Source organism: Streptomyces humicola (assembly GCF_024436035.1).
In the GTDB taxonomy this organism is placed as follows: domain Bacteria; phylum Actinomycetota; class Actinomycetes; order Streptomycetales; family Streptomycetaceae; genus Streptantibioticus_B; species Streptantibioticus_B humicola.
The window spans coordinates 11,529-24,175 of record NZ_JANFNG010000026.1 but is presented as its reverse complement, the minus strand read 5'-3'; the positions used below and the strand labels follow the sequence as shown (position 1 = coordinate 24,175).

Below are 12,647 nucleotides of genomic sequence, written 5' to 3'. Positions count from 1 at the left end.
TCGGCCGCGCTCCACGGAACGAAGCCGGGCCCACCCTCGACCACGGGAGTCTTGAATGAAGCTGCTGCGTGTCGGACCGGCTGGAGCAGAACGCCCGGCGCTGCTGGACGCCGACGGCGTCCTGCGTGACCTGTCGGGCCTCGTGACGGAGATCGACGGGACGCTGCTCTCCGACGACTCCGCGCTCGCCCGCGTACGGCAGGCCGCGGCCGGCGGAACGCTGCCCGCCATCGACCAGGAGGGGCTGCGGGTGGGCCCTCCGCTCGGCCGGATCGGCAAGGTCGTCTGCATCGGGCTGAACTACCACGACCACGCCGAGGAGACCGGCGCGGCCATCCCCGCCGAGCCGATCATCTTCATGAAGGCCCCGGACACGGTCGTCGGCCCCGACGACACCGTGCTCATCCCGCGCGGCAGCGCAAAGACCGACTGGGAGGTCGAGCTCGCCGTCGTCATCGGCCGCACCGCCCGATACCTGGAGTCCGAGGACGAGGCGCTCGCCGCCGTCGCCGGCTACGCGGTCTCCAACGACGTCTCCGAGCGCGAGTTCCAGATCGAACGCGGCGGCCAGTGGGACAAGGGCAAGAACTGCGAGACGTTCAACCCGCTCGGCCCCTGGCTCGTCACCGCCGACGAGGTCCCGGACCCGCAGGCGCTGCGGCTGAAGCTGTCGGTCAACGGCGAGATCCGGCAGGACGGCACCACCGCCGACCAGATCTTCTCCGTCGCCCATGTGGTGTGCTACGTCAGCCAGTTCATGACCCTCTACCCGGGGGACGTGATCAACACCGGTACGCCCGCGGGCGTCGCCATGGGGCAGCCCGAGCCGAAACCGTATCTGCGCCCCGGCGACGTCGTGGAGCTGGAGATCGACGGGCTCGGGCGTCAGCGGCAAGTTCTCAAGCCCGCCTGACCTGCTGGTGGAGCTCGACGGTGCGGCGTTCCCGGGCGGAGCGTCGCGCGGCCTCCAGCACCTCCAGCGCGGCCACGGCCTCGCGGGCGCCGACCGGCGGGGCCGTGCCGTCGCGCAGTGCGGCGGCGACCTCCGCGTAGTAGGACGGATAGTCACCGGGCAGCGTCGGCACCGCCTTACCCCCGCCCGTCAGTGGTGACTCGCCTGCGCCCAGCCTGCCCCAGCACGGCTCGGGCTCCGTTCCCCAGCCGGGGCCGGGGCGCCGGCCCTCGCGCAGCGCGGCCTCCTGCGGGTCGAGCCCGTACTTGACGTATCCGGCGATGCTGCCGAGCACCCGCAGCCGCGGGCCGAGCTGCGGGGTGACCGCGCTCATCCACAGGTGCGAACGGACGCCGCCGACGTGATCGAGGGCGATGAAGGTGTCGTCGTCCGCCTCGGCTCCCGGGCGGCGCACATCGGATTCGGCGTAGACGGTGCGCACCGGCCCGAAGAGGGTCAGTGCCTGGTCGACCAGGTGGCTGCCCAGGTCGTACAGGAGCCCGCCGATCTCGGCCGGGTCGCCCGACTCGCGCCAGCCGCCCTTGGGCTGCGGGCGCCAGCGCTCGAACCGCGATTCGAACCGACGCACCTCGCCCAGCGCGCCGTCGGCGAGGAGCCTGCGCAGCGTCAGGAAGTCGTTGTCCCAGCGGCGGTTCTGGAACACCGACAGCAGCAGACCGCGCTCCTCGGCGAGATCGGCGAGTGAGGCCGCCTCGGCCGCGGTTCCCGCGAGCGGCTTGTCGACGACGACGGGGAGTCCGGCGTTCAGCGCGGCCGTCGCCAGCGGGATGTGGGTGCGGTTCGGGGAGGCGATCACGACCAGGTCGAGCTCGTCCGCACGCGCCCACAGCTCGTCGGGGCTCGCCACGAGTCGTACGCCGGGGTACTCGGCCCGCGCCTGCTCCTGCCGCTCGGGGTTGGCGGTGACGACGGTGTCGAGGGCCAGAGTGTCGGTCGCGGCGATCAGCGGGGCGTGGAAGACGGAGCCCGCCAGTCCGTAGCCGATCAGGCCGACGCGAAGCGGGGTGCCGGTGGTGTCGTTCATGCGCCCACTAAAACATGCGCCGTTCGGGGGCGGCGCGGCCGTGTCACACAGGAAAGATCATCATGCAATGCGACATTGGCGCTCATGCAGCTGCGCGCAGCCCTCCTCCTCGGTCTCGTCGTCGGCGTCGTCGCGACCGTCCTCGCGCTCTCCGGCTTCGCGTCCGCTGCCCCCGCCACACCCGTGAACCCCGCGAACCCCGAGATTCCCGTCTCTCCTTGGACTTCCGCGTCCACCGTGCCGGCGCCGCGATGCGGCGCCCCGGCCGCCCGCACCTTCCCGATCGACGCGCGGCTGACCGGCGGGCCCGCCACCTACACCGCGGGCGGCGCCGCTCAGTCGTTCTCGCTCCAACTGCGCAACACCACACAGGCCGAGTGCCGCGATGTCCACCCGCTCGTCGTCATCGTCGACGGCAACAGGACGCTGACACCGGGCCGGTTCAGCCTGGAGTGCGCCTGGTCCGCGGCCGGGCCCTGGCGCTCCGTCCCGTTCGAGACGACCGATCACGCCGAGAACATCGGACTGCCCGGCGGCGAGGGCGGCCCGGGGCTCGCCGTCCCCGCGCGTGGCACCGTCACCGTCATGCTGCGTCTGCGGTTCGCCGGCCATGCCGCCCCCGACCGCGTCGTCGCCTCGGCCACCACCATGCAGCGGCGCGGCAACGACGGCGCATGGGTGGGCGAGTCCAACCACTACACGTTCGACGTCGTCGCGCCGCGGCCCGCGCTTGCCGTGACGGGACCCGCCGCGCGGCGCAGACGGCAGGCCGCGGTGCTGGGGTCCGCCGCGGCTGTGCTCGTGCTCGTCGGTGCGGCGCTGGTCGTCGTCGCCCGGCGGTCGCGCCACTGAACGGCCGAGCGTCCCGGGTGACGCGGCGGCGTGCGAGGATCACGCCGTGGACGACCACGATGAACACCACAATGAGCACCACGATGAACACCGCGACGAACACCGCCGGTCGCCCGGCGCGCCGGTGCGCGCAGGCATCCCCGAGCACGGCCGCGTCCCCAAGTACTACGCGGTCAAGGCCCGGTTGGAAGCGCTCCTCGACGAGCTCGGCGAGGGCGGCACGCTGCCGACCGAGCGCGACCTCGCCGCCCGCTTCGAGGTGTCCCGCGAAACGGTCCGCCAGGCGCTGCGCGATCTGCTGATCCTGGGCCGCCTGCAGCGGCGCGGCCGCGGCACCGTCGTCGCGGGCCCCAAGCTCGAACAACCGCTGTCGCTCGTCTCGTACACCGAAGGGGTGCGCGCCCAGGGGCGGGTGCCGGGCCGCACCCTCATCGCACTCGACCGGCTGCCCGCGGGCGCCGCGCTCGGCGCACAGCTGCGTATCGCCGCGACCGACCTCGTCTGGCATCTGGAGCGGGTGCTGCTCGCCGACGACGAGCGGGTGGGCCTGGAGAGCACCTATGTCCCGGTGCAGCGATTTCCGCAGCTGGGAGGGGAGTTCGACCCCGATTCGTCCTTCTACGGCTATGTGCGCGACCGTCTCGGGGTGCGGTTGGCGACGGCCGAGGAGAAGATCGAGACGGTGCTGGCCACCCCGCGGGAGGCGCTGCTCATCGGCACCCCGCCGGCGCTGCCGATGCTCCTGCTGCACCGCGTCTCGTACGAGCCGGACGGCCGCCCGGTCGAGCGGGTGCGCTCCCTCTACCGCGGTGACCGCTTCAGCTTCACCACCCGCCTGTCCACGGGATGACGTGGTGTATCACGAAATGATAACGGGTCTGGACCAAGGCGGGCTCTGCTCTGCATCATCGACTCCATGAGGGTTGTCATCGTCGGGGCGGGAGCCCTCGGCACCATGCATGCATGGCACGCCATAGCGCGCGGCCACGACGTCATCCACATCGAGCGGGAGCGGGAGGCCAGAGGCGCCTCGGTCCGCAACTTCGGGCTGGTGTGGGTGAGCGGCCGCGCCTGCGGCGCCGAGCTGGAGACCGCGCTGCGCGCCCGCGCGCTGTGGCAGGAGATCGGGGAGCGCGTGCCCGGCATCGGGTTCCGGGCGGGCGGCTCGCTCACGGTGGTGCGCACGGAGGCCGAACGCGCCGTCGCAGCCGAGACGCTCGACCGGCCGGACGCGGCCCGGCGCGGCCTGACGTGGCTCGACGCCGTGCAGGCGCGGGCGCTCAATCCCGCGCTGCGCGGAGAGATGCTCGGGGCGCTGTGGTGCGAGCGCGACGCCGCCGTCGAACCGCGCGTCACCCAGCGCGCGCTGCGTGAGCACCTCACCGCCTCCGGCCGGTACACGTTCCTCGGCGGCCGGGAGGTGCGTGACGTCGCGGCGGGCCGGGTCGTCGACGACCACGGGCAGCTCCACGAGGGCGACTGCGTCGTCCTGTGCACCGGCGCGTGGCTCTCCGGCCTCGTGCGTCAGCTCGCTCCCCGAATCCCCGTACGCAAGGTGCGGTTGCAGATGATGCAAACCGATCCGCTGGGCGACGCGCTCACCACCTCGGTCGCCGACGCCGACAGCTTCCGCTACTACCCGGCGTACGAGGGGCGGGCACTCGACGCCCTGCAGGCGTGGCAGCCGCAACCGCCGGTCGCGGAACACCATCGCACGCAACTGCTGATGGTGCAGCGCCAGGACGGCGGGCTGACCATCGGCGACACTCATGCGTATGACGAGCCCTTCCCGTTCGATGTCGTGGAGGAGCCCTACGAGCACCTCGCGGGCGTCGCCGAGGCGCTGCTCGGCCGCCCGCTGCCGCGGATCCGGCGCCGCTGGGCCGGGGTGTACGCGCAGTGCACGCAGCCGGGGAAGGTCGTCCACCGGGAGGAGCTCTCGGGCTCGGTCTGGCTGGTCACCGGGCCCGGCGGACGGGGAATGACGTGCTCGCCCGCGATCGGCGAGGACACCGCGGACGAACTGGGATGGTGAGCGTGACAGACACGAACGAAGAACCGATCAACGAGGCGACCAGCTTGGTCGTACTCGACATGGCGGGCACCACCGTCGCCGACGACGGGCTCGTCGAGCGCGCGTTCTCGCGCGCCGCCGCGACCCTCGGCGTCGAACCGGGCGGCGATGCCCATGCGTCGATGCTCGCGTACGTCCGCGCCACGATGGGTGAATCCAAGATCACCGTCTTCCGTTCGCTCTTCGGTGACGAGCAGCGCGCACAGCGCGCCAATGCCGAATTCGAGCGCGCCTACGGGGAGTTGGTGGCCGCCGGAGAGGTTGCGCCGCTGCCGGGCGCGCGTGAGACGATCGAGCGGTTGCGCAGTGAGGGCCGCAAGGTCGTCCTGACCACCGGCTTCGCCCGCGTCACCCAGGACGCCATCCTCGCCGCACTCGGCTGGCGGGATCTGGCCGACCTCACCCTGTGCCCGTCCGACGCCGGACGCGGCCGCCCATACCCCGACATGGTGCTGACCGCGCTGCTGCGCACCCGCACCGACTCGGTTCGGCAGATCGCCGTTGTCGGGGACACGGCCTACGACATGATCTGCGGACGCCGCGCGGGCGCAGGCGTCGTCGCGGGCGTGCTGACCGGTGCGCACGACGATGCGGCGCTGCGTGCAGCCGGCGCCACCCATGTGCTCGGCTCGGTCGCGGAGCTGCCCTATACCCTCGGTAGTCCGGGCGGCGTGCCCACCGCAGGATCCGGAGGATCCTGAAGATCAGCTGACCATCCCCAGAGGAGTCGTCGCCGTGGCAGAGCGCAAGCCGATCGAATCCTGGCTCACCGACATGGACGGGGTGCTGATCCACGAGGGCACCCCGGTCCCGGGCGCGGACAAGTTCATCAAGCGGCTCCGGGAGTCGGGCAAGCCCTTCCTCGTGCTCACCAACAACTCCATCTACACCCCCCGGGACCTGCATGCCCGGCTCGCGCGGATGGGTCTGGACGTGCCGGTCGGGAACATCTGGACCTCGGCGCTGGCGACCGCGAAGTTCCTCGACGACCAGCGGCCGGGCGGCACTGCCCATGTGATCGGCGAGGCAGGGCTGACGACCGCGCTGCACGACATCGGCTATGTGCTCACCGACCACGAGCCGGACTACGTCGTGCTCGGTGAGACACGGACGTACAGCTTCGAAGCGCTGACGAAGGCGATCCGTCTGATCAACAACGGCGCCCGGTTCATCGCCACCAACCCGGACGAGACGGGCCCGTCCGCCGAGGGAGCACTGCCGGCGACCGGCTCGGTCGCCGCGCTGATCACCAAGGCGACCGGCAAGGAGCCCTACTTCGTCGGCAAGCCGAACCCGCTGATGATGCGTGCCGGGCTCAACGTGATCGGCGCGCACTCCGAGTCGACGGCCATGATCGGTGACCGGATGGACACCGACGTACTCGCCGGTCTCGAAGCCGGGATGGAGACGTTCCTGGTGCTCACCGGGCTGACCGGGCCGGACGACGTCGACCGCTATCCGTTCCGTCCGTCGCGTGTTGTCAATTCGATCGCGGATCTGATCGACCTCGTTTGACGTTTTGACGTTTTGACGTTTTGACGTTTTGACGTTTTGACGTTTGACGTTTGACGCCTGGCGCCGGCCTCTGCGGTGCACGCCCGGCCGGCGCCCCGCTCCCCCCGGGAGCACCGGCCGGGCGGCCCTCACCCTCGGGCGCCCGGACTGCGGGAGGTGTCCGGCGCGACCGGGGGAGGTCCGGCATCGTCGGCCGACGGTGGCTCGGAGACGATCGGGGAGACGGGAGAGACGGGAGCGATGGGGAGCCCGGCCCGGAACCGGACGAGGACGGCACCATCGAGCGCGTGATGCACCTGGATGCCGTCGAGCTTCATGCCGTCCGTCGCACACTCGGAGAGCTCCTGGCACAGCCGGGTCGTCTCGTACGAGGGCGTGGGCACCTCGGGCGTCCCACCGGGCGGGGCGGCAGGCTGGTCGTAGCCGTAGTCGGTGACGGAGACGGCGCAACGGGACTCGTCCAGGCCGACGGTGACCCGGTAGCGGCGGGCGAAGCCGTAGTCGAGCACATAGCGGCAGGCGAGCCCGGTCGCCTCGGCGATCCGCTCGCACGCCGCCTGCGCGCCGCCGACGGTGGTCAGCGCGGCGAGCGTCATCCGCGTCGCGAGCTCGTCACTGCCGGGCGTGCGGCGCAGCGAGAAGCTCCATGAGACATCGAGGCTCGAGCGTCTGGGATCGGACAACGGGAGGCGTGCGGAAGCGGCAAGCTGCTTCACCATGGCCGGACCACGTCCTGCGTCGTCGGGGTTGGCACCTGAGGGGGGTTGTCTGTGGCGACGTGTGGCCGGGGTCCGGGGCCACGGTCAATACCCTAGAACAGTCGAACAGCCAACGTACAGGGCGAGTTGACGCCAAGTCAGGGTGCTTGCGCGCTGGGTGACAATGTGCAGGCAGCGCTACGGAGCCTCGCCACCGTCGGCGCGCAGCGCCTCGGAGTCGACAGCGTTGTCGACGATCCCGCGGGCCAGGTCCGACAGGCGCAGCCGGTGGGTGCGTGCATGGCGGCGCAGGGCTGCGAACGCGGTGTCGATGCTCACGCCCCACCGTTCAGCGAGCACGCCCTTTGCCTGCTCGACGACGATGCGGCTGGTGAGCGCCGACTGCAGCTGCTCGGCGCGTTGCTCACTGCGGCGCAGGACGCGTTGCTGGACGATGCCGGTGGCGACGGCGTCGGCGAGGGCCTGCGTGACGGCGACGGCGGCGGAGGAGTTCTCGGCGGCCGCCTCCACGTCAGGGGGCCGGAAGACGGCCAGTGCCCCGACCGCCGATCCCGCGCAGCGCATGGGCACAGCCCACGCCACCGATAACCCGGCGGCGCCGGCCTCCGCGTCGAATCGCGGCCATCGTGCGGCGGCCTCGTCCGCCGTGCCCGGGCTGACGGGGGACGCCTCCCGGTGGGCGTCCGAGCACGGGCCTTCGCCCTCGCGCAGCTCCAGCCGCGCCAGCCGGACCGCGCGCTCGTCCGATCCCGCAGCCGTCCAGGCCCGGCCGCCCTCGTCGGCGAGGAGCGCGGCGACGCAGGCCGCGCCGACGACGGCCGAGCATCGCTCGGTGAGCAGCCGCAGCACGTCCCCGGTCCCGGCGCGCGGCAGGGCGTCCGGCCCGGAGCCGTACGCCATGGCTGCGGACAGTTCCGCGAAAGCCTCCGCGAGCGATCGCTCACGTCCGCTCATTCCGCTGCCTATGTCGCTGCCTATGTCGTCATCTATGCCGTTACCGACGTTCACGTTCCGCTCCCCGCACACGTTCGCAAGCGGAGCCCAGCCTGCCCCGTCGCCCCCCGCGGCCGCTAGCGGCACGGCGCCTCAGGACCGTGCCAGCAGCAGGAGCACCGAGTCGTCGCCGAGCCTGCCGCCCACATGGCGGAGGAGATCGGCGTAGAGGCGGGAGATCGCGTTCTCCAGGTCGGCCGAGGAGCCTGCGACGAGCGAGGCCGCACGTTCGGCGAGCGGGTAGAACGCGCCGTCGCCGCGCCCCCGGGCCTCGACCACGCCGTCGGTGCACATCAGCAGCACCTCGTCGGGCCCGAGCTCCACTCGCCAGGGCATCGGCGCGCCGGTCGCGTAGGCGGTCAGCCCGAGGGGCGCCATCAGTGGGATGGCCATCCCCCGGCGGCTCGAGATGGCCATGCCCACTGCTTCGAGCAGTCGGCGGATTCCTCTCGCTGTCACATTCCGAACATATCGGTCGCCGAAGCTGTGAGTCGCTCGATCGAAGGAACCGGACCAACCCCCGTGGACGTTTGTGAGGGGGATGAATAAGACGATCAGGCGTACTTCGGTCTTCGCTCTGCTGCTGGTGGTCGCCGTCATGGTGCGGGCCACCTGGCTGCAGGCGGTGGACGGACAGGCACTCGCGGACGACCAGTACAACCGGCGGAATCTCGTCGCGCAGTACGCGAACCCGTTCGGCAACATCATCGTGGCCGGTCAGCCGGTCACCGGGTCGGCTGCGACAACCGGTTCGGATTTCAAGTACACACGCACCTATACCGACGGCCCGCTGTATGCCGCCGTCACCGGCTTCAGCTCCCAGGTCTACGGCACCACCCAGCTCGAAGGCATCTACCAGAAGGTGCTGAACGGGACGGATGCGCAGACCAGGAGCCTGCTCGACGTGCTCGAAGGCAGCCACGGCAAGCCCGGCGACGTGATCACCACCATCGACCCGGCCGTGCAGAAGGCCGCCTACAGCGGGCTCGGCACCAAGAACGGTGCCGCCGTCGCGATCGACCCCAAGACGGGCAACATCCTCGCCATGGTCTCCACGCCCTCGTACGACCCGTCGAGGATCGCCGGCAGTTCGAGCGCCGACGCGCAGGCATGGCAGCAGCTGAGCAACGACAAGAACCAGCCGATGGTCAACCGCGCGCTGCGCCAGACCTACCCGCCGGGCTCCACGTTCAAGCTGGTGGTCGCTGCCGCCGCGCTCCAGGATGGCCTCTACTCCTCCGTCGACCAGCCGACCAGCAGCCCCAACCCCTACACACTGCCGGGCACCACCGTCCGCCTCACCAACGAGAACGCGGCCGCGCCCTGCGCGAACGCCACGATCCGCACCGCGCTCGAATACTCCTGCAACACGGTCTTCGCCAAGATGGCCGTCGACCTGGGCCAGGCCAAGGTGAAGGCGATGGCCGACACGTTCGGCTTCGACTCCAGCCATCTGGACATCCCCGTCAGGGCGGCGCAGAGCGTCTACCCGACGAACATGCCCGCGTCGTCGACTGCACAGACCGGCATCGGCCAGTTCGACGTGCGGGCAACGCCGCTGCAGATGGCCATGGTCGTCTCCGCGATCGCCAACGGCGGCACGCTGATGGCCCCGCACATGGTCTCCAAGGTCACCGACGGCAGCGGCGACACCATCCAGTCGCTCAACCCGCAACAGCAGTCGCAGCCGATCAGCGCGAACACGGCGCAGCAGCTGCGCTCCGCGATGGTCAGCGTGATCAACCAGGGCACCGGCACCAACGCGCAGATCCCCGGCGTCGAGGTAGGCGGCAAGACCGGCACGGCCCAGCACGGCGTGGACAACAGCGGCAACCCGTATGCGTGGTTCGTGTCGTACGCGAAGAACGGCGCGGGCAAGGAGGTCGCGGTGGCCGTCATGGTCGACGACCCGAACGCTGTCCGCTCCGAGATCAGCGGCAACGGGCTCGCAGGCCCGATCGCCAAGTCGATGATGCAGGCGGCGCTCAACTCCTCGTCGTGACCTGTACCGCCCGGGCGCTGTGCTCGGGCAATATGCGGCGAGGCCTGTGAAGTAACTGGCGGCCATGTCCTTGTCGCCGTGTCCCTGTGCCGAGGCGCGCCACGACACCAGCGACCGCCGGCCCTTGGCCAACAGCCGCCGTGCACCCGGCGCGGAGACCCAGACCGTACAGCGGAAGGCGAGGCCGAAGGTGAGGAAGACGGTGGTGACGGCGTAGGGCGTCAGTGCCGAGTCGAAGTCGCGCAGCAGGCGGCTGCCCAGCACGATGGCGGCGACCAGCAGCAGCGAGGCGCCCGTGGCGACGAGCGACGCACGGCCCGCCACCATGCGGGTCGGCGGAGGCGGGTGCGCCGCCCTCAGTGGACGAGGCGGTACGTGACCGGATTGTCGGGGAGGAACCAGTGCACCCCCTCCTCGAAGAAGACGACGACCGCGTTGGCCAGGATGACCAGCGCGAACAGCCACAACGCGGCGCGCGAGACCCAGCCGTAGCGCACCGGCCCCGGCACCAGCTCGTCGCTCACCAGCAGATAGAAGCCGCAGCCGGCGAAGACCACCACGAAGGTGACGAGCCCCCAGGTGTACAGATGCAGTCCCAGCAGCGTGCTGCCGACGCCGGGGTCGGGCGGCATGATGTGCAGCAGCACCTGCCGCGCCGACATCACCAGCCCGGCCACCGCACCGACCAGCGCCATGCCGAAGCCGGTCATCACGTCGGAACGCACCACCTGGCCCACGCGCGAGCGGGCGATCACATAGGCCGGGCCCATCGCGCAGAGCATCATCGCCATCCGCTGCACGACGCACAGCGGGCACGGGTGCTCCCATTCGGTGAAGTGGATCACGAACCCGCTCAGCAGCACCGCGCAGTAGCCGAGCAGGAAAACGTGGTTGAAGGCGAAGCCGGCGCGACGCTTCAGCGGAAGGGGGGCAGCCGGCTTGTCGGTCTCTGCCCTCGTCGCGGGCGTCATGGTGATCACGTCGAAGCCTCAGAACCTCAGGTTGAGCGATGACGTCACGTGATACTCGAACAGCATCATCGTGACCACGAGACAGGCCGCCCACGCACCGATCACATACAGGCGTCTACGGGCTCGCAGCATCACCGCGAAGGCCCCGAGAATCATCAGAAAGATGACCGTCTCCACACCCGCTCCTGATCTGCCGTTGAATCCGCCGTGGACGACCGACGGATCTCCAGTGGATCGTGAAACGCGTTGACGCGCTCCCGCAGCGCCTCGAACACACGAGTCCTCAAAGGCTCTCTGGGTGATTACCCCAAGTAATGGTTTGAGACGGTGCGGTCGCTATACAGGTGGGCATGACCGACATCGCGCCGCCCCGACCAGCGCCGGAGCTCAACGAGGACATCGATCGCCACGACCCGGTGTACCGGGCGTGGCTGAAAGAAGCCGTGGCAAAGGTGCAGGCCGACGCCAACCGGTCGGCGGACACCCATCTGCTGTCGGTGCCCCTGCCCGAGGCGTGGGGCATCGACCTGTACCTGAAGGACGAGTCGACCCACCCGACCGGATCGCTCAAGCACCGGCTGGCACGCTCTCTCTTCCTCTATGCGCTGTGCAACGGCTGGATCCGGCCCTGCCGTCCCGTCATCGAGGCGTCGAGCGGTTCGACGGCGGTGTCGGAGGCGTACTTCGCGCGGCTGATCGGGGTGCCGTTCGTTTCGGTGATGGCGAGGACCACCAGCCGGGCGAAGATCGAGCTGATCGAGTTCCAGGGCGGCACCTGCCATCTCGTGGACGACCCGTGCGAGGTGTACGACGCGGCCGCGCGCCTCGCCGCCGGTACCGGCGGCCACTACATGGACCAGTTCACCTACGCCGAGCGGGCCACCGACTGGCGCGGCAACAACAACATCGCCGAGTCGGTCTTCCGCCAGATGGAGCGCGAACGGCACCCGGAGCCGAGGTGGATCGTGGCCACAGCCGGCACCGGAGGCACCTCCGCGACCATCGCCCGCTACATCCACTACACCCAGCGCGACACCGCCGTGTGCGTGGCCGACCCGGAGAACTCCGCCTTCTTCGACGGCTGGCGCACCGGCGACCCGACGGTGCGCACGTCGCTCGGCTCCCGCATCGAGGGCATCGGCCGCCCGCGCGTGGAGCCCAGCTTCATCCCCACCACCGTCGACCGCATGATGCGCGTCCCTGACGCCGCCTCGATCGCCACGATCCACCTGCTGCACCGCCTGCTCGGCCGCCGCACCGGTGCCTCCACGGGCACCGGCACATGGGCTGCGTTCCGGATCATTGCGGAGATGCGGGCCCGGGGCGAGCGGGGATCCGTCGTCACCCTGCTGTGCGACCCGGGCGAGCGCTACCTCGACAAGTACTACTCACCGCGCTGGCTCGCCGACCAGGCCATCGACGTCACCCCGTACACGGCGCGCCTGGAGGCGTTCCTGGAGACGGGCGAACTCACCGTGGCGTGAACCGTGGCGTGAGGGGGGCGTCGCCTCCGCGCAGCGCTTA

The 12,647-nt window shown here is 70.7% G+C and carries 14 protein-coding genes and 1 pseudogene; 8 read left to right on the top strand and 7 right to left on the bottom strand.

Annotated elements, in window-relative coordinates:
- The first annotated feature begins 55 nt into the window (after positions 1–55).
- On the top strand, positions 56–913 hold the full coding sequence (locus NGB36_RS25350; protein ID WP_255922805.1) for a fumarylacetoacetate hydrolase family protein: 858 nt from the start codon (positions 56–58) through the stop codon (positions 911–913).
- On the opposite strand, the gene NGB36_RS25345 is transcribed toward NGB36_RS25350, so the two are convergent.
- A complete protein-coding gene (locus tag NGB36_RS25345; protein WP_255922804.1) occupies positions 900–1,997 on the bottom strand; it encodes a Gfo/Idh/MocA family oxidoreductase in 1,098 nt (365 codons plus the stop codon). The genes NGB36_RS25350 and NGB36_RS25345 overlap by 14 nt on opposite strands.
- An 84-nt stretch (positions 1,998–2,081) precedes the next feature.
- Here NGB36_RS25345 and NGB36_RS25340 point away from each other — a divergent pair, with 84 nt between their 5' ends.
- From NGB36_RS25340 to NGB36_RS25320, 5 genes are all read left to right on the top strand, one after another.
- Positions 2,082–2,849 (top strand): hypothetical protein, encoded by a 768-nt coding sequence (locus tag NGB36_RS25340; protein ID WP_255922803.1) that lies wholly within the window; start codon positions 2,082–2,084, stop codon positions 2,847–2,849.
- 46 nt (positions 2,850–2,895) lie between these two features.
- Positions 2,896–3,699, top strand: a complete 804-nt coding sequence (locus NGB36_RS25335; protein WP_372509526.1) for a GntR family transcriptional regulator — start codon at positions 2,896–2,898, stop codon at positions 3,697–3,699.
- A 66-nt stretch (positions 3,700–3,765) separates the two neighbouring features.
- The gene (locus NGB36_RS25330; RefSeq protein ID WP_255922802.1) at positions 3,766–4,884 is read left to right on the top strand and encodes a TIGR03364 family FAD-dependent oxidoreductase; all 1,119 of its coding nucleotides are present in this window, start codon (positions 3,766–3,768) and stop codon (positions 4,882–4,884) included.
- Between the two features lie 2 nt (positions 4,885–4,886).
- On the top strand, positions 4,887–5,624 hold the full coding sequence (locus NGB36_RS25325; RefSeq protein ID WP_255922801.1) for a phosphonatase-like hydrolase: 738 nt from the start codon (positions 4,887–4,889) through the stop codon (positions 5,622–5,624).
- 34 nt (positions 5,625–5,658) lie between these two features.
- Positions 5,659–6,438: an HAD-IIA family hydrolase gene (locus NGB36_RS25320; protein WP_255922800.1), complete on the top strand. Its 780-nt coding sequence runs from the start codon at positions 5,659–5,661 to the stop codon at positions 6,436–6,438.
- A 128-nt stretch (positions 6,439–6,566) separates the two neighbouring features.
- On the opposite strand, the gene NGB36_RS25315 is transcribed toward NGB36_RS25320, so the two are convergent.
- From NGB36_RS25315 to NGB36_RS25305, 3 genes are all read right to left on the bottom strand, one after another.
- Complete coding sequence (locus NGB36_RS25315) at positions 6,567–7,157, bottom strand: hypothetical protein (protein ID WP_255922799.1); 591 nt, start codon at positions 7,155–7,157, stop codon at positions 6,567–6,569.
- A gap of 177 nt (positions 7,158–7,334) precedes the next feature.
- Positions 7,335–8,165 carry an ANTAR domain-containing protein gene (locus tag NGB36_RS33500; protein ID WP_255922798.1) on the bottom strand — a complete coding sequence of 277 codons (831 nt, stop codon included), beginning with the start codon at positions 8,163–8,165 and terminating at the stop codon, positions 7,335–7,337.
- 78 nt (positions 8,166–8,243) lie between these two features.
- Complete coding sequence (locus tag NGB36_RS25305) at positions 8,244–8,567, bottom strand: SpoIIE family protein phosphatase (RefSeq protein ID WP_255922797.1); 324 nt, start codon at positions 8,565–8,567, stop codon at positions 8,244–8,246.
- Positions 8,568–8,691: 124 nt separating this feature from the next.
- Between NGB36_RS25305 and NGB36_RS25300 the strand changes: the two genes are divergently transcribed.
- A complete protein-coding gene (locus NGB36_RS25300; protein WP_255922796.1) occupies positions 8,692–10,152 on the top strand; it encodes a peptidoglycan D,D-transpeptidase FtsI family protein in 1,461 nt (486 codons plus the stop codon).
- A gap of 102 nt (positions 10,153–10,254) precedes the next feature.
- Here NGB36_RS25300 and NGB36_RS25295 read toward each other — a convergent pair.
- The 3 genes and pseudogenes from NGB36_RS25295 to NGB36_RS25285 form a co-directional block, all read right to left on the bottom strand.
- Positions 10,255–10,479 (bottom strand): annotated as a pseudogene (locus NGB36_RS25295) (MFS transporter); the annotation flags it as partial.
- A gap of 29 nt (positions 10,480–10,508) precedes the next feature.
- The gene (locus NGB36_RS25290; RefSeq protein ID WP_255922795.1) at positions 10,509–11,123 is read right to left on the bottom strand and encodes a disulfide bond formation protein B; all 615 of its coding nucleotides are present in this window, start codon (positions 11,121–11,123) and stop codon (positions 10,509–10,511) included.
- An 18-nt stretch (positions 11,124–11,141) separates the two neighbouring features.
- A complete protein-coding gene (locus NGB36_RS25285) occupies positions 11,142–11,300 on the bottom strand; it encodes a DUF5993 family protein (RefSeq protein ID WP_255922794.1) in 159 nt (52 codons plus the stop codon).
- A gap of 173 nt (positions 11,301–11,473) precedes the next feature.
- On the opposite strand from NGB36_RS25285, the gene NGB36_RS25280 reads away from it, so the two are divergent.
- A complete protein-coding gene (locus NGB36_RS25280) occupies positions 11,474–12,607 on the top strand; it encodes a PLP-dependent cysteine synthase family protein (protein WP_255922793.1) in 1,134 nt (377 codons plus the stop codon).
- The last annotated feature ends 40 nt before the right edge of the window (positions 12,608–12,647 follow it).